Origin of the sequence: Mucilaginibacter lacusdianchii (assembly GCF_009770985.1) — a bacterium.
Taxonomy (GTDB): domain Bacteria; phylum Bacteroidota; class Bacteroidia; order Sphingobacteriales; family Sphingobacteriaceae; genus Mucilaginibacter; species Mucilaginibacter lacusdianchii.
Window position 1 is genome coordinate 986,042 of the sequence record NZ_WSRW01000001.1, and the last position, 21,159, is coordinate 1,007,200.

General features: G+C 43.2%; 19 protein-coding genes. 8 read left to right on the forward strand and 11 right to left on the reverse strand.

Annotated features, from left to right (window positions below):
* The 3 genes from GPM24_RS04465 to GPM24_RS04475 form a co-directional block, all read right to left on the reverse strand.
* Entirely contained in the window at positions 1-963 is a 963-nt protein-coding gene (locus GPM24_RS04465; RefSeq protein WP_158825525.1) for a sulfite exporter TauE/SafE family protein, read from the reverse strand.
* Positions 947-1,714: a uroporphyrinogen-III C-methyltransferase gene (gene cobA / locus GPM24_RS04470; RefSeq protein ID WP_158825526.1), complete on the reverse strand. Its 768-nt coding sequence runs from the start codon at positions 1,712-1,714 to the stop codon at positions 947-949. The genes GPM24_RS04465 and cobA overlap by 17 nt, the downstream gene beginning before the upstream one ends.
* Before the next feature lie 212 nt (positions 1,715-1,926).
* Positions 1,927-2,364, reverse strand: a complete 438-nt coding sequence (locus GPM24_RS04475) for an RrF2 family transcriptional regulator (RefSeq protein ID WP_158825527.1) — start codon at positions 2,362-2,364, stop codon at positions 1,927-1,929.
* A 305-nt stretch (positions 2,365-2,669) separates the two neighbouring features.
* Between GPM24_RS04475 and GPM24_RS04480 the strand changes: the two genes are divergently transcribed.
* The 3 genes from GPM24_RS04480 (at position 2,670) to GPM24_RS04490 (ending at position 5,457) form a co-directional block, all read left to right on the forward strand.
* Positions 2,670-3,443 (forward strand): ABC transporter ATP-binding protein, encoded by a 774-nt coding sequence (locus tag GPM24_RS04480; protein ID WP_158825528.1) that lies wholly within the window; start codon positions 2,670-2,672, stop codon positions 3,441-3,443.
* 8 nt (positions 3,444-3,451) lie between these two features.
* Positions 3,452-5,158, forward strand: coding sequence for a hypothetical protein (locus GPM24_RS04485; RefSeq protein WP_158825529.1), 1,707 nt, complete (start codon positions 3,452-3,454; stop codon positions 5,156-5,158).
* Positions 5,159-5,304: 146 nt separating this feature from the next.
* Positions 5,305-5,457: a hypothetical protein gene (locus tag GPM24_RS04490; protein WP_158825530.1), complete on the forward strand. Its 153-nt coding sequence runs from the start codon at positions 5,305-5,307 to the stop codon at positions 5,455-5,457.
* Positions 5,458-5,684: 227 nt separating this feature from the next.
* Here GPM24_RS04490 and GPM24_RS04495 read toward each other — a convergent pair whose 3' ends face one another.
* The 5 genes from GPM24_RS04495 to gcvH all read right to left on the reverse strand — a co-directional run bounded on the left by GPM24_RS04495 (position 5,685) and on the right by gcvH (position 9,685).
* The gene (locus GPM24_RS04495; protein ID WP_199269684.1) at positions 5,685-6,299 is read right to left on the reverse strand and encodes a SprT-like domain-containing protein; all 615 of its coding nucleotides are present in this window, start codon (positions 6,297-6,299) and stop codon (positions 5,685-5,687) included.
* 33 nt (positions 6,300-6,332) lie between these two features.
* The gene (feoB, locus tag GPM24_RS04500; protein ID WP_158825531.1) at positions 6,333-8,447 is read right to left on the reverse strand and encodes a ferrous iron transport protein B; all 2,115 of its coding nucleotides are present in this window, start codon (positions 8,445-8,447) and stop codon (positions 6,333-6,335) included.
* An 8-nt stretch (positions 8,448-8,455) separates the two neighbouring features.
* A complete protein-coding gene (locus GPM24_RS04505; protein WP_158825532.1) occupies positions 8,456-8,674 on the reverse strand; it encodes a FeoA family protein in 219 nt (72 codons plus the stop codon).
* A 237-nt stretch (positions 8,675-8,911) separates the two neighbouring features.
* Entirely contained in the window at positions 8,912-9,301 is a 390-nt protein-coding gene (locus tag GPM24_RS04510) for a VanZ family protein (RefSeq protein ID WP_158825533.1), read from the reverse strand.
* Between the two features lie 3 nt (positions 9,302-9,304).
* Complete coding sequence (gene gcvH, locus GPM24_RS04515) at positions 9,305-9,685, reverse strand: glycine cleavage system protein GcvH (RefSeq protein ID WP_158825534.1); 381 nt, start codon at positions 9,683-9,685, stop codon at positions 9,305-9,307.
* A 142-nt stretch (positions 9,686-9,827) separates the two neighbouring features.
* Between gcvH and GPM24_RS04520 the strand changes: the two genes are divergently transcribed.
* The 5 genes from GPM24_RS04520 (at position 9,828) to GPM24_RS04540 (ending at position 17,316) form a co-directional block, all read left to right on the forward strand.
* Complete coding sequence (locus tag GPM24_RS04520) at positions 9,828-10,421, forward strand: DUF4142 domain-containing protein (RefSeq protein ID WP_158825535.1); 594 nt, start codon at positions 9,828-9,830, stop codon at positions 10,419-10,421.
* Positions 10,422-10,542: 121 nt separating this feature from the next.
* Positions 10,543-13,002: a zinc-dependent metalloprotease gene (locus GPM24_RS04525; RefSeq protein WP_199269685.1), complete on the forward strand. Its 2,460-nt coding sequence runs from the start codon at positions 10,543-10,545 to the stop codon at positions 13,000-13,002.
* A gap of 121 nt (positions 13,003-13,123) precedes the next feature.
* The gene (locus GPM24_RS04530; RefSeq protein ID WP_158825536.1) at positions 13,124-14,152 is read left to right on the forward strand and encodes a Gfo/Idh/MocA family protein; all 1,029 of its coding nucleotides are present in this window, start codon (positions 13,124-13,126) and stop codon (positions 14,150-14,152) included.
* 5 nt (positions 14,153-14,157) lie between these two features.
* Positions 14,158-14,667: a TlpA family protein disulfide reductase gene (locus GPM24_RS04535; RefSeq protein ID WP_158825537.1), complete on the forward strand. Its 510-nt coding sequence runs from the start codon at positions 14,158-14,160 to the stop codon at positions 14,665-14,667.
* Between the two features lie 120 nt (positions 14,668-14,787).
* Positions 14,788-17,316, forward strand: coding sequence for a TonB-dependent receptor (locus tag GPM24_RS04540; RefSeq protein ID WP_158825538.1), 2,529 nt, complete (start codon positions 14,788-14,790; stop codon positions 17,314-17,316).
* Between the two features lie 183 nt (positions 17,317-17,499).
* Here the strand turns inward: GPM24_RS04540 and GPM24_RS04545 are convergent, their stop codons facing one another.
* Genes GPM24_RS04545 through GPM24_RS04555 form a run of 3 tightly spaced genes read right to left on the reverse strand, consistent with a single transcriptional unit; the run spans position 17,500 to position 20,925 of the window.
* Complete coding sequence (locus GPM24_RS04545) at positions 17,500-18,486, reverse strand: transglutaminase family protein (protein ID WP_158825539.1); 987 nt, start codon at positions 18,484-18,486, stop codon at positions 17,500-17,502.
* Between the two features lie 38 nt (positions 18,487-18,524).
* Positions 18,525-19,460: an alpha-E domain-containing protein gene (locus GPM24_RS04550; RefSeq protein WP_158825540.1), complete on the reverse strand. Its 936-nt coding sequence runs from the start codon at positions 19,458-19,460 to the stop codon at positions 18,525-18,527.
* 16 nt (positions 19,461-19,476) lie between these two features.
* Entirely contained in the window at positions 19,477-20,925 is a 1,449-nt protein-coding gene (locus GPM24_RS04555) for a circularly permuted type 2 ATP-grasp protein (protein WP_158825541.1), read from the reverse strand.
* Between the last annotated feature and the right edge of the window lie 234 nt (positions 20,926-21,159).

The window sequence follows — 21,159 nt, forward strand, 5'->3', positions numbered from 1 at the left end:
CTAAAAAACTTTATCTACAAAACTGTAAATACTTTTAAGGCTCACCAGTATCACAATAATGCCTACCGATGTCATGATAATTTTGGTAGAGATTTTATTGGATATACGAGCCGCAATGGGCGAAGCCAAGGCACTGCCGATAATTAGCCCAATGATAGCGTACCAATGGGCACTGTTAAGCATGCTCATAAAGGTAAGCGACCCCATAATAGCCACAAAAAACCGTGAAATTTTAACCGTACCTAAAGAAAACCGTGGATGGCGACCACCCGCAATTAACGATGACAGCACAATAGAACCCCAGCCACCTCCACCAACGGCATCAATAAAACCGCCGCCTAAACCCAGCAAGGATATACGCTTAATTTTATCGGCCGATTTTATGACTTTGGCACTGAATGCTTTTCTAAAAATTACGATGCCCAATATCAGCGTGTAAACAGATACTATGGGTTTAGTGTACATACTGTAATGCTCAAGTGATGACAGGATGTATGCACCCGTTACGGCACCAACAATGCCTGGTAGCAACAACAGCTTAAACAATTTCCAGTTGATGTTGCCCATGCGGTAATGCATCCAACCGGCAATGCCGCAACTGAATATTTCGGACAAGTGCACACCCATACTAGCCGAAGCCGGTGGTATGCCCATGCTTAACGAAAACGTCGTAGATGTTACACCATATGACATGCCTACAGCGCCATCTATCATGGCAAATACAAAGCCCGCACCCAAAAAATAGTAGAACTCATTCGGCACATGTTCAACGTAATTTCTGAAATCGGGCTCGTTGTACCATAGGGCAGTTGTACCTAAAACCAGTAATAGCATCAGCGCAGCCCATATTAACCATTTAAAATTACGCTTATGAGTTGATACAGCTTTGCCCGGTACTGTTATGGCAGCCGGTGATGTGGTGTTACCAAGTACAATATTATTGCCTTTACGAGATGCTATCATAAACTTCGTTTACAGATTGAAACTGCGGATGCAGCGATACGACCTGACCAAATATCATCAAAGCTGGTGCTTTAACCTCATGCTGCTTAACCAGTTCTGGCAACGTATCAACTACGCCTACCACAACTTTTTCATTTTGTGTTGATCCGCTTTGAATAACGGCTGCCGGTAAACGGTGCTTACCGGCGGCTTTAAACAACTCGGTAATCTCTTTTATCTTATGAAGTCCCATCAACACCACCACGGTAGCATTGCTATGTGTGGCTTCCCGTAAATCGTCGGATATACGGCCATCAGCTGTAGTACCAGTTACCACCCAAAAGCTTTCGCTCATACCCCGGTGGGTTACCGGAATTTGCTGTAAACCCGGAACCGAAATAGAACTGGATATGCCCGGAATGACCTGTGCTGGAATGTTGTAAGATGCCGCATGCTCCAATTCTTCATACCCGCGACCAAATACAAACGGATCTCCACCCTTCAAGCGAACCACATGGCCATAATTGAGCGCATAGTCCACCATCAGTTGATTAATAGCCTGCTGCGATGCCGAATGATCGCCGGAACGCTTGCCTACATACACTTTAACGGCATGTGCAGGCACCAAATCCAGCAACTCTTCACTCACTAAGGCATCATACAATACCACATCGGCTGTTTGCAAAGCCTTCATACCTTTAATGGTAATCAGTTCTGCATCGCCGGGACCTGCGCCTACTAATGTTATGCTGGGGTGTTTACTGTTTTGCATTGTATACTTTGCAAAAAGCCTCTGGCAGTACGCTGCTGAGGCTTTTTTAAATTTATTTAACCATCATTAGTTATGCTAAACCGCTGGAAGAAACACATCAACCATCCTGGCAGGCATAACCGCGTTCATTTTCTCAATCCAAATATATACATACTATACAGAAATAGTAGTATTTGTTTCTAAAAAAGACGCTGCGTTTACCAAAGCATTTTTTAAAGATTAAAAATCAGGTTGCTTTCGCGGGCTATGATATCGGCTATGCTGGTTTCGGTAAGTATTTTAAGCGTAGCATCACGCACTTGTACAAATACATCGCGTATGCCGCAGGTAGTTTCTTGATGACACTCGTCGCATTTGCGGTAAAAGTTCAGACTGGCGCAAGGTACCATAGCTATGGGGCCATCGGTAATACGCATAATATTTACCAGCATAATATCTTTAGGGTCTTTGCTTAAGCTATAGCCGCCACCTGCACCTTTTTTGCTGTACAAATAACCTGCATTGCGTAAGTCCAATAGTATCTGTTCCAAAAACTTTTTGGGTATACGCTCCTCTTCCGCAATTTTTGAAATTTGCATAGGCGGATTATTTGCATTTTTTCCCAGAACTACCAAAGCCTTGATAGCATATTTAGTTTTTTTAGATAACATATTTAAAGTAAGGTATGCAAAGTTACGGAAAATCTGTGTTACAACCACTTTACTGTAGGCAAGTAGTAGCACACTACATATGTCTTGACATTTAATAAACTTCCAAACGTTAAAAGTATTGCTAATAAACGCTTTTATCGCCACTGCACAACTTAATTAAATGCGTTACTGCTTGTTATAACCAACCATTTAGAATTGCAAATGCTGTTTGTAACAATCATCCCACTTGCTTATCTTAATCATAAATTAAATATTAACTTACCTGTATACATTTTGTATATTTCAGCATTAATAAGACAACCGTCATGAACGATGCCCCTTTGATTCAAATCCGTAATCTTTCCAAATCATATGGCCCCAAACTGGTTTTAAAACATTTGTCGCTGGATATTTATCCCGGACAGGTTATTGGCTACATTGGTCCGAATGGTGCCGGAAAATCTACCACGGTAAAAATTCTGACCGGCCTGATACCCGAGTTTAACGGCGAGGTACTGGTCAACGGCATCAGCATGCAACAAAACCCACAGGAAATAAAGAAACTGATTGGTTACGTACCTGAGAATGCGGAATTATATGATGTGCTGACACCAATGGAATACCTGGATTTTATTGGCAAGCTGTACAACATGGACGAAGCCCAACTGCAAAGCAGGGCCCGTAAAATGCTGGCCGGATTTGGACTGGAAGCTGTGGCTGATAACCGGATGGACACATTCTCGAAGGGGATGCGGCAAAAGGTGTTGCTGATATCAGGCATTATTCATAACCCACAAATTATCATTCTGGATGAGCCGCTTTCGGGTTTGGACGCTAATGCAGTAATTTTGGTAAAGGAATTAATTACCCGTTTATCGCAAGAAGGTAAAACCATATTTTATTGCTCACACATGATGGATGTGGTAGAAAAGGTGTCCGATCGTATTCTGCTGATCAACAAAGGAGAAATCATAGCCGATGGCACCTTTGAATCGCTGAAGCAAAACCATGCGGATACACTGGAGCAGGTATTTGCCAAACTGACCGGTCGTGATGAATCGACACAAGAAACAGATGCTATTTTAAACGCATTTGACTAAGCCCTGCCATGAATAAATTATTTTTACGATTGATAGGGTCTTTTAACCCTCTGCTGCAACGAAGCGGCGTGGACACTTACCAGCTTCATGAAATCTTAAAATTAAAATTGTTGATTGATAACCGGCGTCCGGTTAACCTGTTTGCGCATACCAAACGTGCCACCAAAAAAGCCCCTACTGGCAAAACAGCCAGTTCATGGGGCACCTATCTGGTGGTTGGCTTAATGGGTTTGTTTATGAGTTTTACACTGTTTGCTTTTAAACTGCCACTGGTACCACAAACCATTTATTTCAGCATATTTATGATAATGCTGGCCATCACCATGATTACCGATTTTACTACGGTACTACTGGATGTGCGCGACCAATATATCATACTCCCCCGACCAGTAAACGACCGCACACTTACCGTATCCCGCATTTTACACATTGGTATTTATGTATCTAAATTAGCCTTGGCACAAGGTGCAGCCGGTATCGTACTCGTGGGCTTTGCTGATAGCTGGGCCGCAGTGCCTTTGTTTTTGGTGCAGATGATAGAAGCGACGTTTTTGAGTATTTTATTGGTAAACATCGTTTATTTGATATTGCTTAAAACAGTATCGCCTCGCAAGTTTAAAGACATTATCAGCTATTTTCAGATTGGTTTTTCCATCCTGATTTTTGCAGTATACTACTTGCTGCCCCGTTTAATAAACATGGCACAAATTGAAAACTTCGACTTGTTGCAACACCCTTGGGCATATGCCCTGCCGCCTATCTGGATAGCTGCCTTAAATGAAGTGCTTATTCATCCGGGCAGATCCAATATCATCACCAGCTTGTTAGCCATCGCCGGCGTTTTAGCACCTGTGGCAGGTTTGTGGTTTGTGGCTAAAGTACTGGCACCCGGCTTTAACCGCAAGCTGGCGGTAGTGGCTACATCTGATGCCAGTGCGGCTCCTACTACCACTGTTGTGCAGGAGAAACCTCGTTTTAATTTGGTAAACCGCATTGCCAATCTCATAGCGCCCGACCCTGTTGAAAATGCAGGCTTCCGCATTACCTGGAAACTAGCCGCCCGCATCCGCGAGTTTAAAATTAAAGTATATCCCGCCTTTGCCTATGTGCCTATTTATTTTGTATACTTTGCTTTTAACAGCAAAGGCAGCAACTTAAGCGACAAATATGAAGGCCTGCAACATAGCGGAAAATATATTTTGCTTATCTACCTAAGCACCTTTGTCATCTCCTCTATTTTACAAAACATATCGTATACCGAAAAGTTCAAAGCCTCGTGGGTATACTATGCTCTGCCTATTACGCATCCGGGTAAAATTTTGTCGGGTATGTATAAGGCGGTATCTACGTTGTACTATCTGCCTTACTGCATTGTGCTGGGCATTGTAAGTATTGTGATATGGGGTCCGGCTGTGATTAATGATGTTATTTTGGCCACATTTATGGGCCTGATTTATGGATTGCTCACCGCTTTATTTTTAATGAAAGGTTTACCTTTTTCCAAACCTGTGCTGGTAAAGCAATCGGGTGGCCGCTTTGTCACCTCCATGCTGATTGCCGGCTTCATCGGCATCGTTGGTTTAGGGCACTACCTGTTATCGCGTTGGGAGCTGCTGATTTGGATACTGATTATTCCGGCTATGGGTATTTACTGGTTGATGCTGCATTATTATAAAAAGCAGAATTGGGAAGGTATTGAAATGGAAGAGTTGTAGTGTTTTTGAAGATATGCTAGTGTTGGTTTGTGCTTTAAGTTTAACATCCTTTAGTGTTTCTTTACTTCAGCTAGTCTGCTCATTGCCGCAGGGGCTAGTTCTTTTGTCATAGCTACAAAAGAACCAAAACTTAGCGCAGCGATCTCATGAACACCACTAAAAAGCAAAACAACAAAGTGAATAAAAGCCTAGCTGTTGCGATCACCTCTCCGCCCACAATGCCATCGCTGGCCCGGGCGCAACAGCGGGCCTTTGCGCTTTTTTATCCTATAACACAAGGCACTGACAAAACAACTTAGACAAAAAGAATCGGCATTCAGCTTCTTTCGGCAGCTACTGCACAAAGTACAAGCACTATCTTGAGTAGAAAGAAGGTGCGGCCGAGAGCTTTCTTTTTGGTTCCTTTTTCTTTTGCGGTAAAAGAAAAAGGAACTTCCACAGGCCGTGGTTAAAGAACATCTCTAGCCTAATGAAACGCTAAAGCAAGTAAAAGCACGACAAAACTGCAACAAAACAAAAGTGCTATTTATAAACTCTCTACCAGCTCCACTTCCGCAACTGGGCTAAATAAATAAACCCTTCTCGTACTTACCTCAATACATTTAAAACGTTTACGCAATTGTTCTTCTTTGCGGAACACACGGCCGTCTTTAAGCTTAAATACGGCTTTGGCAGGCAACGTTTCAACCGTAGTGACTGATTCTTTAACCGCATCATACTTACGGAGGGAACGGTATAAGTTCAGGTCAGAACAACTGGAAGCGGCAGGGTTATTCAGATAAGCGGTTATGGCATAGGTGATATCGGGCGGAAACACACTTTTTTCGAAAAAAGGCTGCATCATTTTTTTAAAGTTGCCTTTCCACTCGGTGCCATGCGGCTTTACTTTGTGCTGATGCTGGTTCCAGGTATACAGATGCGCAAACTCGTGCACGGTGGTTACCAAAAACGCGTAAGGATTTAAATTATGATTTACGGAAATTCGATGCCCTTTACCGGCATAAGGCGGACGATAGTCACCAAACTTACTGTTACGGCTACGCGATATTTTAAACTCGCACTTAAAATGATCTATCCAGCGGCTTATTAAAGGGGCCGCTTCTGGGGGTAGGTACTTTTCTAAAACTTTTACTTTATCCACAAAAACCTCAGCACAAATATAGGTGGTAGAGTGCTATTTCAGCAGTTGGTAGGTAATAAAGCTGGCTGCATAAGCCAGCAGAGTCATATATACAAACTGGGCAGCAGGCCAGCGCCAGTTCTTGGTTTCGCGGTAAACTACCGCTACGGTACTGGCACATTGCATAGCAAACGCATAAAACATCATAAGCGAAGCAGCTACGGCAAAAGTAAACACCGGCTGCCCCGTTTCGGTATTGCGAGCGCTGCCCATTTTTTCTTTTACCGATTGTATCTCATCAGCATTACCATCTACGCTGTAAATGGTAGCCATTGTACCCACAAATACTTCTCGGGCAGCAAATGAAGTGATGAGGGCAATTCCAATTTTCCAGTCAAAACCCAACGGGCGGATTGCCGGTTCTATAGCATGACCTAAGTAACCTGCATAAGAACTTTCCAGCTTTTCAGAAGCCTTAGCATGTTCCAGTTCGCTTGGCTTCATTTTTTGACCATATTGCGGCTGGCTATATTTTTTCTCGATCTCGTCAAAGTGATTTCCCGGCCCGTATGAGGCAAGTACCCACAAAATGATAGATACGGCAATAATTACCTTCCCGGCTTGCAATACAAAGGTCTTAGCCCTATCGAACATCGTTAAAAACACATTGTTCCACCTTGGCATACGGTATACCGGCAACTCCATGATAAAATAGCCACGCTCGCGTGCTTTTAAAATGTATTTCATTACCCAGGCTACCACAATGGCTGATACCAAACTGAGCACATACATACCGGTTAAGGCCAAACCTTGCAAGTTAAATATCCACCATACATTACGGTTAGGTACAACCAATGCGATCAGTAAGGTATAAACCGGTAAGCGGGCTGAGCAGGTTACCAATGGCGTTACCATAATGGTGATCATGCGGTCTTTCCAGTTTTCGATGGTACGGGTACTCATAATAGAGGGAACCGCACAGGCAAAACCGCCAATCAGCGGCACTACCGATTTACCGTTCAAGCCTACCTTACGCATCAGCTTATCCATCATAAACGTAACGCGGGCCATATAGCCGGTGTCTTCCAGGATAGAAATAAAAGCAAACAGGATAGCAATCTGCGGAATAAATACTAGCACGCCACTCAACCCGGCAACTACACCATCGGCCAGCAAATCGGTAAGCGGACCGGCCGGCATCAGTGTATGCACGCCTTTCTGCGCCCAGATGAACAATTGCTCAATTAAAGCCATTGGGTATTCCGACCACGAAAAAATGGCCTGGAACATAAACAGCAAAATGGCAAAGAATATTACAAAGCCAAATACCCGGTGGGTTAACACCTTATCTATCCGGTTACTGGTGGTTTCTTTATGTGCTGTTTCTTTTTTGCTGACAGTATCGTACAGCAAATCATTAATGTAATTGTAGCGCGCAATGGTTTCCGTAGCCTGTGCTTTCTGCGAGTGAAAACTATATTGCTGCTCAAGCTCTTCTATGCGGTTACTTTCATCGGGCGACAAAAACCTTAACGTTTCGTGCTGATGAGCCAGTTGCAGGGCGTAATACGGATTATCCACCTGCATCTCTTCGCCTATGGTATCAATCAATTGCGGTGCCAATGATTTGACATCGATAGTATCTTCCTGCAAGGCAAACTGGTTGGCGTATGATATTTGTATTTTTAGATCTTCGATACCTTCATTACGGCGGGCTGAAATAGGTATAACCGGAACACCCAACTTTTTAGACAAGCCGTTTACATCAATATCGATGCCTTCCTTTTTGGCAACATCCATCATATTTAGGGCAACCAAAACAGGAATTTTTAAATCGGCAACTTGGGTATATAATAGCAGGTTGCGCTTTAGGTTAGAAGCGTCAAGGATAATAACAATAAGGTCAGGGTTCAATTCGTTGGCGCGGTCGGCCAGTACCGATAAAACGATAGATTCGTCGCGGCTTTTAGGATAAAGGCTATAGGTACCCGGCAGGTCGATGACTTGCGCACGCCTACCATCGGGTAAATTGCAGTACCCGGTCTTTTTATCGACCGTAACACCCGGAAAGTTTCCTATTTTTTGGTTTAACCCGGTTAAAAGATTAAATAATGTTGATTTACCGGTGTTGGGATTTCCTACTAACGCAACTCTAATCTCTGCCTTCAACGTTCAACTTACTGTAAAATAATGGTAGAAGCCTCTTGCTTGCGCAGGCTAAGCATGTAGCCCGATACATTGATAGCAATAGGATCGCCCAGCGGGGCAACACGCTCTACCCGGATTTCTTCGCCAGGCAGGCAACCCATTTCCATCAGTTTAACCGACATTTCCAAATCGGTAAACTCTTTGATAATTGCTTTTTTACCTACTTCAAGTTGAGAGAGCTTCTTCATATCAGACAGCAAACTTAAACCTTATTTAAAACAAATCCAAATAAGAAGTATGTTTACTTTACTACACTTTGTGATGATTACCTCATGATGATAATTCCATGTTGGAAAGTATCTTAACAAACGTTGCGCACCATCACAGAACTGTTTGAAATTTCACCAAAATGCGGACAATGGCAATCTTTTTTAAAAATCCCGCATGAAGAAAGACCTACACTTAAACCCACCAACACTAAAAACTTAAACTTTTTCATTTCGATTTGCAAAAACTGTCATCAACATACTGAAGGCCGCCATGCCTATGCCTACCGAGTCAGCAAACAAGTCATCCCACTCGCCGCTGCGCCAGGTAAAGATATACAGTTGCAGTATCTCTATCAGGCCGCCAAAGGCTATGGCTATCAATATAGCCTTAAACGCATGTGCGTAGCTGAAAGTTCCATGCTGACGCATTAATCCGGTGCCAAATAGTACAGTAAACACAAAAAACAGCCCACAGTGCACCAGTTTGTCAAAGCCTGGAAAGAACCTGGGCGAATGTGCTACCTCGCCCATTTGCATATCGCAAATCACCAAAACAAATAAAGCCCACCCTAAGGTGAGCTTTTGATATTTGAAAAATGATTTCATCAATTAAGCGCCAATTAAAGCCTGGTAATCTTCGGCCGATAATAAGCCTTCTACGTCGGCAACGTCTGCCAAACCTACTTTTACCATCCAGCCGTCACCGTAAGGGTCGGTATTTACTAATTCGGGCTGGCTATCCAGTGCCGGATTAACTTCCAGTACAGTAGCTGCAATCGGCATAAATAAATCCGAAACGGTTTTAACAGCCTCTACAGTGCCAAAAACCTCTTCTTTGCTGATCTCCTGACCAACGGTGGTAATATCAATATAAACAATATCGCCCAGCTCACGCTGTGCAAACTCGGTAATGCCTATAAAGGCTTCGTTACCTTCAACTCTGATCCACTCGTGATCTTTGGTGTATTTCAATTCGGCCGGAAAATTCATATCAATTCGTATTGGTGCCCAAAAATAGTAAAACGTTTAAGTTTAGCACAATGTCGGCAGCTAAAATGCAAGATAATTACGTAATCGAAAACTGTATGGGCTTGGTTTTGTTATAATTTCTAAATCATAAAAGACATTTATCATGAAAAAATTATTTTCCGGACTGATGATCGCCTCTGCTGCACTGTCGTTTCAGGCTTGTAACAGTGGCAGCACCAGCAACGATAGCAAAGCTGTTGCCGATAGTGCTAATGAAACCAAAGACACTTCAACAGTTGCATCTGCTACCGGCGGTATTGCTGTAGACAGTAAAGACGCACAATTTGCCGTTGAGGCTGCAAACGGCGGTATGGCCGAAGTAGAGCTGGCTAAATTGGCCGAAACAAAAGCTACTAACGCTAAAGTAAAAGAGTATGCTGCTATGATGATTAAAGATCACAGCAAAGCAAACGAAGAACTGATGGCTTTGGCTAAAACCAAAAACATTACATTGCCAACTACCGTAGGTGCCGATCAGCAAAAAGTAATGGATGATCTGAGCAAAAAATCAGGTACTGAATTTGACAAAGGTTATGTAGACGCCATGGTTAAAGACCATGACAAAGACGTAAGCTTATTTGAAACTGCATCAAATGATTGCAAAGACGCAGATTTAAAATCGTTTGCCATCAAAACTTTACCTGTGCTTAAAATGCACCAACAATCTATCAAAGCCATTCAAGATGGTATGAAATAATAGTTGATTGTATAAATTATAAAAATGGGGCATGCTTACCGGCATGTCCCATTTTTGTTACGCGACGGTTTACTCAAGCTAAACAGAAAGTGATATTTTAGGCAAACTAAACGCATGTAGCATGATTAAAAAAGTTTACTTATTCGCTTTTTGGCTTACGGTTAGCCATCTGCACCTCTATGCACAAAAGCCGGTTACCGAAGACACTACCGCCCGTTCATCACACCTCAGCAAAATGAATGGCTATTTTAATATGTTTTGGAACGACCGGACAGGTAGGCTATTTTTAGAGGTAGATAAGCTGAATCAGGAATTTTTATATGTAAACACATTACCTGCAGGCGTTGGGTCAAATGATTTGGGATTAGATCGAGGGCAAATTGGCGATACCAAAATTGTTAAGTTTATTAAAAGCGGCCCTAAAGTACTGCTGGTTGAATCTAATTACCGTTACCGTGCTGTAAGCAGCAACCCTGATGAGCGCAAATCGGTTAACGAGGCGTTTGCTCAATCGGTAATATGGGGATTTAAAGCAGATGCTCAAGCCAATGGTCGACTGCTGATAGATATTACACCATTTTTATTACGTGATGCACACCAAATTGCCCCTAAACTGGCAGCGGCCAGTCAGGGTGTATATAAGGCTGATGAAAACCGCTCGGCCCTTTATATGGCCAATACCAAAAATTTTCCGGATAATACCGAAATGGAGGCGATTGTAACATTAGCCACCACTAATAGCACCGGACGCGAAATTGCCACAGTAACGCCTGATGCCAACTTTGTAACCGTGCGCATGCATCATTCATTCATCAAGTTGCCCGACGATAATTATCATCCACGTGTTTTCGATCCGCGTGCAGGTTTCTTTAGCACCGACTTTATGGACTTTGCTACGCCGATTGATCAACCTATCGTTAAACGCTTCATCAATCGGCATCGCCTGCAGAAGAAAAACCCTGGTTCGGCAATGAGCGAGGCTGTAAAACCCATAGTTTACTATGTGGACCGCGGTGCTCCTGAACCGGTGCGCACGGCGCTGATGGAAGGTGCTGCCTGGTGGAACCAGGCTTTTGAAGCTGCCGGGTATAAAAACGCCTTCCAGGTAAAACTGCTGCCCGAAGATGCCGACCCGATGGATGTACGGTATAACATTATTCAGTGGGTACACAGATCCAGCCGGGGCTGGTCGTACGGTTCGTCTATTACCGATCCGCGCACGGGCGAAATTATTAAAGGCCAAGTGTCATTAGGTTCATTACGCGACCGGCAGGACTTTTTAATTGCGGAAGGCTTGGTTCAGCCATATGAAGATGGTAAACCCGTTAGCGATAAAATGATGAAACTGGCTCTAGCCCGTTTGCATCAGTTAGCCGCTCATGAGGTTGGGCATACCTTAGGTTTATACCACAACTACGCCGCCAGCACCCGCAACCGCTCATCGGTGATGGATTACCCGCCGCCAACCATTAGCCTGAAAGCCGATGGCTCCATCGACTTATCAGACGCTTATACTGCCGAAATTGGTGGGTGGGACAAGCGTGCCATTATTTATGGCTATACCGATTTTGTAAAAGGTACTGACGAAAGCAAAGCCTTAAAAAACACACTGAATGAAACTTTGAAGCAAGGCTATGTCTTTATCGCCGACGCCGACTCACGCCCTGCCGGCAGCGCCCACCCCAAAGCGCATCTATGGGATAGCGGCAGTGATGCAACTGATGAACTAAACCGACTGATGGGTATTCGAAGACATATCATAGACAATTTTTCAGAAAAAAGCATCCGCGAAGATGCGCCAATGGCCACTATAGAAGAAGTATTGGTGCCCATGTACCTGTTGCACCGGTATCAAATTGAGGCGGCTTCAAAGGCATTGGGCGGTTTATATTATACTTATGCCATTAAAAATGATGGCCAGCCGGTTACCCGAATGGTTTCCCCTACAGACCAATGGAAAGCATTTGATGCATTGATGAACACTATTACTCCTGATGCCCTGGCATTACCTGAAAAACTGATTGCTAAAATTCCGCCAAGGCCGGTAGGCTATCCCCGTACACGCGAACTGTTTAAATCGCGCACAGGTTTAACTTTTGACCCTATTAGCGCGGCGGAGTCGGCAACCAGTACAACGCTTTCATTTATGCTGCAGCCACAACGAGCAGCCCGGCTGGTTGAGTATCAGGCCCGTGATGCCGCGCAACCCGGACTGATTGCCGTGTTGGATAAGCTGATAGAACAAACATGGAAAGCCCCACAACAAACCGGTTATAAAGGCGAATTGCAGCGCATGGTAAACAACCAGACACTCGTTCAGCTATTGGCTTTAGGCGCTACTAACCAAGCCCCCGAAAATGTACGCAGCATTGTATTGCTTAAAGTAGGTGAATTGAAAAGCTGGTTGCAAACAGCACAAAATTCGGCACAACCGCTCACTAAAGCCAATATGCTATTTGCTTTATCACAAATAAAACAATTTGAGGGCAATCCAGACAAGTTTCAGCCTGTGCCAATGCTGCCAATGCCCGATGGTTCGCCTATTGGTATGGCCGATGGCTGGGAATGCCCTGTTCAGTAAAATCTATTTAATTTATAACTACACTTACCATACTTATACTTCAGAAACATTCATCACGACATCATTGAGTCTAAAATGAATGTTTCTGGCTTTTTAACAGTATAACGATTATACTTGCATTATGTCATCACCAATAGTAACCGGATTGTTAGCCTACGGTATGTCGGGGCGTCTTTTTCATGCACCATTTTTAACTACCCATCCAGGCTTTAAACTGAAAGCCGTTGTGGAGCGCAACCAAAAAAAGATGGCTCAGCAATATCCTGAAGTTTTAAGCTATAACAGTATAGGCGAAATACTAAATGATGATGAGATTAATTTAATTGTGGTAAACACACCCAGCCACCTACATTACGAACAAACTAAGCAAGCGCTGCTGGCAGGTAAACATGTACTGGTTGAAAAACCAGCCACAGCTACCCTGCCACAGGTATTGGAACTGTTTGCCCTGGCTAAACAGGTAAACCGCCGGATATTTGTATACCAGAACCGCCGTTGGGACAGTGGCTTTTTATCGTTGAAAGAAGTAATTGAAAGCGGTAAGCTAGGCAAACTTGTTGAAGTGCATTTACGATACGACCGGTACAGACTTGCACTTAATGCCAAGCCTTTTAAAGAAGACGCCGAGATACCAACCAGCGGTTTGGTTTATGATTTGGGCCCGCATGTGATTGACCAGGCCATTGCCTTATTTGGACCACCATTAAGCTGGCACAAGGTAACGGGCATACACCGTCATGGCTCGGTTGTGAACGATTATTTTAATATTCAGTTATCGTATCCGCACCAGCTTAAAGTTTTCCTCACCGCGAGTTTGATGGTTGCACAACCTCAGCCCGGCTTTGTAATACATGGCACCACCGGTAGTTATATTAAAGACCGTTGTGATGTGCAGGAAGCGCAGTTAGATGCAGGCATGCTGCCTACTGATGTTAGTTATGGTGTAGAACCCGAAGGCAGCGAGGGCCAGTTGATAACTATCGACAGCAATAATCAAAAACAAATTGAAAAAGTACCGGCACACAAAGCCAGCTATATGGATTTATTTGAAGCGGTGTATCAGACTTTGACTACCGGTGCGTTATATCCTGTAACGGAAGAGCAGATTGCCTGGCAGATTGAAATACTACAGGCCGAGGACAACAATTGAGAAAGATGAAAAAACTGTTATTTATTTTATTTGCCCTAGTTACCATAACCGGGTGCACGCAGGCACAAAACGCCCAATCGGATGAAAAGAGTAATCCTCAAATACAAAAGCTGGCACCTTACCGCATTCTGAACACAGATAGTGTATATGTAACCCCAGCCCAGCTTAAAAAGAACAAGCCGGTGATGCTGATTTATTTTTCGCCGGATTGCAGCCACTGCCAGCACATGATGTACGAGATGCAGCCCAAAATGAAAGAACTGGCCAATGTGCAGATTGTGATGATTACGTTCACTTCTTATCCCATGATCAAGGCTTTTTATCGCGATTTCGGCATATCCCGCTATCCTAACATTACCATCGGTACCGAAGGCTATACTTACAAGGTGCAACAATATTACAAGGTAAAAACTACGCCATACATTGCTATTTACGATGCTAAAGGCAAACTGGTAAAAACCTACGAAAAACCGCCTAAAATTGAAGAGCTGATAAAAGTGGTTAAAAAAGCTTGACCTTCAGGCGTTCTCCTGGTATCATCGTAATAAAAAATTTACCTGTTAAAGCGTGTACACTATCAATAAAGTTACACGCTTTTTGCTGGCTCGTAAATTTAAAAGACTGATTTTTGCAGGATGAACTTTCGGACAATTACCAGAATTTTATTTGCTTTATTTCTTTTTACTACCATAACCGCTGCTGCCCAAACCGGCAATGGCACTATATCGGGCCGATTAATGGATGCGGCTACCAATAAACCGCTCGATTTTGCCACTGTAAGTTTGGTAAACAAGGCCGACAGCAAGCCTGTTAAAGGCATGCAAACCGACTTGGATGGCAACTTTAAGCTTACCGGCATTAATGATGGTTATTACCTGCTGCGCATCAGCTTTGTAGGATACTTAACTTATATCAAAGACAGTATTCGCATCAATGATGCACGTCGTGCATTGCAATTGGGCACCATCCGCATGCGTGCCTCTAAAAACAGTTTATTAAAAGAGGTTGTGGTAACCAGCCAAAAAAGCCAGATACAGTTAAGTACCGATAAAAAAATATTCAGTGTTGACCAAAGCCTGGTAAGCCAGGGCGGCTCGGCAACCGATTTACTGAGCAATGTACCTTCTGTACAGGTAGACGTGGAAGGTAACGTAAACCTGCGCGGTTCTAATAATGTACGTGTACTCATCAATGGTAAGCCTTCGGCCATATCGGGCGGTAATGTAAGCGACATTCTGCAATCTATTCCGGCAAGTTCTATTGAAAACATTGAGGTGATTACCAATCCATCATCTAAATACGATGCCGAAGGCCAGTCGGGTATTATCAACATCGTGTTGAAACGAAACGCACAAGTTGGTTTTAACGGATCAGCATCGGCTACAGCTGGTACGCAAAGCACTTATAACGGATCTTTGAATTTAAATTATCAGCATAAAAAGTTTAACGTTTATACCAATTACAGCTACCGCCAGGGTAAACGTATTGGCGAAAATAACTTTACCCGTACCAACAAGATTTCATCTGCCGATGATATTGCATATCAGGATCAAATTGGCTCACAGGAGTTCAATATAAAATCGCATAACATACGCACCGGTATCGACTTTAACATTGCCGATAAAACTACTTTAAGCTTATCTAATAACATTAACCTGCGCGATATTGACCGTATGCAAAATAGCTTAAGCAATCAGCGCAATATAAACCAGGCTTTACGCCGGCAGCTTAGGCAAGATAATGCGGGCACTGGCGACGGTAATAATATTGACTATAACTTAGACTTCAGCAAAAAATATAAAAAGCCGCAGCAGGAGCTAACAGCCAATATTGGCTACTCCACCTCGCACAACAACAATTATGATTCGTTGCGTACCTACACCCAGTACTTTTCACCAGATAGTTTTAGCCCGTTTTTGCAAAACAATGATACCCGAAGCAAACAACGCAATTTAAACCTGCAGTTGGATTACACTTTGCCGCTGAATAAGGACAGTAAGTTAGAAATGGGTTACCGCAGCACTTTTAACCGTAATGACAACAATTACGGTGTTGACACAGCGCTGAACGGTCAGATAAACAATTTTATATTTTCGCCCGACCAAAGCCGTAATTTCTTTTACGATGAACAGGTACACGCTGCTTACACCAACTATCAGCAGCAGTTTGGTAAAATAGGTGTGCAAATTGGTTTAAGAGCCGAGGAAGCCCGCATCCGTACGGAGACAGAAACTTTTGGATTGGATGGTTTTGTAAATAATAATTTAAAATATAAACAAGACTATTTTAGGGTGTATCCAAGTGTATTTGTAAGTGATAAACTAACCGAAAACCAAACCCTGCAATTAAGCTATACCCGCCGGGTTAGCCGCCCGCGCGATAGGCAGATTTCGCCTTTCTTGGACCGCAGCGATCGTCAAAACTATCAACAAGGTAATCCAAACTTGTTACCTGAAGATACCCACTCTTTTGAGCTGAGTTACATTAACTATTGGAAGGCACTGACCTTAACCTCATCATTATATTACCGTTTAACCAACAATAATATACAGCAGGTGCGCACCCAATATGAAGGCTCTAACACCATTACTTTGGTACGTTTTGAGAACTTGAACAGCACCAGCAATGCTGGTTATGAGTTAATTGCCAAGCTGAATGCCACTCAAAAGCTAGATTTTACCGGTAACTTTAATGCTTATTACCGTTACTTAAAAGGCGACTTAAGTAAAGGAATCCGTACTACATCTGGTTACTCTTATAATGGCAACTTAACGGTAAATTACAAACCGGTAAGTAAGCTGGGTATACAGCTGCGTGGCGAGTATCAGGGTCCGCAAGTGATTGCACAAGGCTCCATGAAAGCCATGTATGGCGTAGATGGCGGTATCCGTTATGATATTACCAAAATGCTGAATTTCAGCGTTAACTCACGTGATATTTTCAACACCCGTCGTTTCAAATCAGAAACAGCCGATGCAGAAGGAAACTTTAGCCAGTTTTCAACTCGTCGCTGGAGCACCCGTGTAGTACAATTCACTTTAGCTTACCGCTTTGGCAGCAACCGTGCAAGTGCTGAACAAAAACGTCAGCGCAAAAATCAGGATCAGCCAGACAACGGCAACCCGGATGATATAGGCGGTGGCGCCGGTGGCGGTATTAAATAACACCCCAGTTCCTCGAAAGGAGGGCTTAAAATAAAAATGTCATCTCGAACGTAGTGAGAGATCTTTTAAAACTGTTAGGTTTACCTATCGCCTTTAAAAGATTTCTTCTTCGTCGAGATGACATTTTTGTTTAATAGCTATGCCCATCAAAAGCCCTCTTTTGGGTAAGGCTTTTAACCTGGTCTACTGTTGCTGGGCCGCTTGCTGTTGTTCCAGCAAATTTTGCTTATACTGCTGATAACTGTTTTGCGTAAATGTTGCCGCAAGACTTCCGCTTGCCGGAAAAGCCGGACTTATCTTTTCAGGCTTACCGGTTGTTTTGCCATCTTTATATTCTACTGCCACACCCACCTCCAACTTGTGCCCCGAAAGACCTTTGTAAATCCCTTTTACCGGCGAACAGTCTGAGAAATTACGCCCTACAGCCAGGCGCACGTGGGTTTCATTAGCAATACAATTATTGGTAGGGTCAATGCCCAGCCAGCCGTAATCGGGTATATAGGCTTCGGCCCAGGCATGAGTAGCACCATCGCCACGCATACCGCCTCGGTTAGGGCAAATGTATCCGCTTACGTAACGTGCAGGTATACCCAGCAGGCGCAGCATTTCCATTAAAATGTGAGCAAAGTCCTGACATACGCCAGCCTTTAACTTCCATATCTCATCCAGCTTAGTTTCAACGGTAGTTACGCCCTTGATGTACTCAAAGTTCTTGTACACATATTCGCAAAATTGCAGTGCGGTTTGGTAAGGTGTGTCGCCGCTTTGCCGTTCGGCTTCTACAATGGTGCGTAGTTCATCTATACCTTCAAAGTATTCTTGTTTTAAAAAGTCGATATAAGGCACAATGTATTGCAAGGCCGCCAAAGCCTGCCATTGCTGTTCGGCCGGCGCTTCATCCGTAGGCAATGGCTTATGATGCGTATTGACCAGCACTTCCGAACTAATTACCAGTTCTTTGTGCCGTTCTACATAGGTAAAGTTACCAACCTCATTTCCATAATAATCAATATGTGTATCTACCAGCGGATTACCGGTAATATGCAAATCGTGTTTTAACACATCCTGATAGATATCCACTATAGGAAACAGTGTTATCTGGTTGGCACTGTCACGCACAAGACTATCGTAAGTATATCGGGTAACGTGTTGTATTTTGAACTCTGGCATGTTTATTCAATATTATTTGCTAACAACCTGTTTTATATTTACGAATTGGCAAAGTAATGCTCGTTCAAAGCAGTACCAATACCATACAGCTCCCGTTTAATTTGCGTTAAAAACTGGTGCAAACCGGTTTCTTGTATGCTGGCCACCGAACTATATTTGATATAACTTTGCAATCGGCCTATCTGAAAAGAAATCTCCCGGTAATCTTCGCGGTTACTGTTGTTGCGCAATCGCTCAAAAAACACCTGGATATTATTTACCGAGTAAATCACTGAACGCGGAAAGTCACTATTCAATATCACCAGCTCCATTACATTTTGTGCTTCCAGCCCGGCACGGTAAGTTTTCAGGTAGAGCTCGTAACCACCTAATGATAATAGCAGATGTTTCCAGTAGGTGGTATTGGTTAGCAAATCGGGGTTGCCGCTGATGGAGCCAAACTTGATATCTATAATATCAATAGCTTGTATAGCCCTTTCCAGGTGCTTGCCAATATTCATAAAACTACGCCCCTCGCCACGTTCCATGGTTACCTCGGCCGTACCATAGTATAACATAATCTGTTTGGTTAATACATCCAGCGTACTGATAGGGTCGTCTTTTTGTAGCTTTTGCTCAATATCAGGATCTTTAACAGTATGATAGTAATCATTCAGGCACTGCCATAAATCGCGGGTGATATGTTCCTGCACGCTACGGGCATTTTCGCGCGCCAGCGTAATCATATTCATAATGGAATTGGGGTTAGTTTTATCCGTTACCATATAAGTTAATACCGCCCTGCTATCGTTCTTTAGCCGGTTCATTAAATTCTGGTCGGCCCCCGAATAAATACGAATTACCGGCTCCCAGGTAAATTCACGCACGGCATCTTGCGACGAAGCGTAGTTAATTTTGAGCATGCGTAAAATACCATCGCTCCGTTCAATATATCTGCTTAACCAATAAAAGCTTGCTGCTACTCTACTTAACATCTATGATAAATATAAATTACGCTAAAACCCAAGTATCTTTACTACCCCCCCCTTGCGAACTGTTAACTACCAGCGAACCTTCTTTAAGGGCTACGCGGGTTAAACCGCCGGGTACAATTTCAATACCGTCAGGCCCACATAGTGCGTAGGGCCGTAAATCAATCCGACGTGGCTGTAAGGTGCCTTGTATATAGCAAGGTGCTGCCGACAGACTGATGGTAGGCTGTGCAATAAAATTGCGTGGGTCTTTCAGTATTTCTTTTTTATAATCTTCAATCTCCTGTTCGCTGGCCGCATGGCCCATCAGCATACCATACCCACCACTTTCGTTGGTTTTTTTAACCACCATTTTGTTGATGTTTTGAAACACATATGCCAGTTCATCAGGGTGGCGCAGCTGGTGAGTGGGTACGTTTTTAAGGATGGGCTCTTCGTTCAGGTAATACTTGATCATATCGGGTACGTAGCTGTATATAGCCTTATCATCGGCCACGCCGTTGCCAATGGCATTCACAATGGCCACGTTACCTTTACGATAAGCACTCATAATACCGGCTACACCCAAAATACTGGATGGATTGAATACCAATGGATCTAAAAAGTCGTCGTCTACCCTACGGTATATTACGTCTACCTGTTGCAGGCCCGTGGTCGTTTTCATAAACACTTTGTGATTATGCACTACCAAATCACGTCCTTCAACCAGTTCTACCCCCATCAAACGAGCCAGCGTAGTATGCTCAAAGTAAGCCGAATTGTATATACCCGGACTAAGCAGTACAATAGTTGGATTACTGTTTTGCCTTGGCGATAACGATTGCAGGTTTTTGTAAAGGATGGTTGGATATTCGGTTACACTCCGCACATTACAGGTGGGCAACAAATCCGGAAACAAGCGTTTGGTAATCTCACGGTTCTCAAGCATATAACTTACGCCAGATGGGGTGCGAAGATTATCTTCCAATACATAAAAGGTACCTTGTTCATCACGAATCAAGTCAATCCCGGCAATATGTACGTAAATGTCGTACGGCACATCCAATTTATACATCTCGCGCAAAAAATGCGGACAGGAATAAATCACATCAATGGGTACTACCCCATCTTTAATGATGAATTGATTGTGGTAAACGTCTTTCAAAAAAAGATTTAGAGCAGTGAGCCGCTGCTTAATGCCTTTTTCTACAAATGCCCATTCATCACCGGTAATAATGCGCGGAATAATATCAAACGGGAATATTTTTTCAATACCCTCGCCACTGTTGTAAACGGTAAAGGTAATACCTTGACTCATGAACAGGCGGCGGGCCAAATCTTCTTTTTTATTTAAATCGTCGGGCGATTCTTTGGCTAGATAGTCGATAACCTTACGGTAATGGTCGCGAATGTTTGCGTTAGCGTCATACATTTCGTCCCAAACCCCGCTTATGGCATTATATTGATTAAAATGAGCTGATTGATACATAAATTAAAAGTTCGGCAATCGATTTAACGTGTTAACTTCAGCAATCTAGGGTAATTTGATAAATAAATTAGAAATAGATTAAGTTATTTTATCAGTTTTTAGAGACACACTAAATTTCAAACAACAAAAAACAAATATGTGTTCAAAAACCACTACTATATCAGTCCTTATAACGCATTTTAAGCACAAAAGGCTTAAGATTTCCATCTTAAGCCTTTTGAAAGATATACTTTT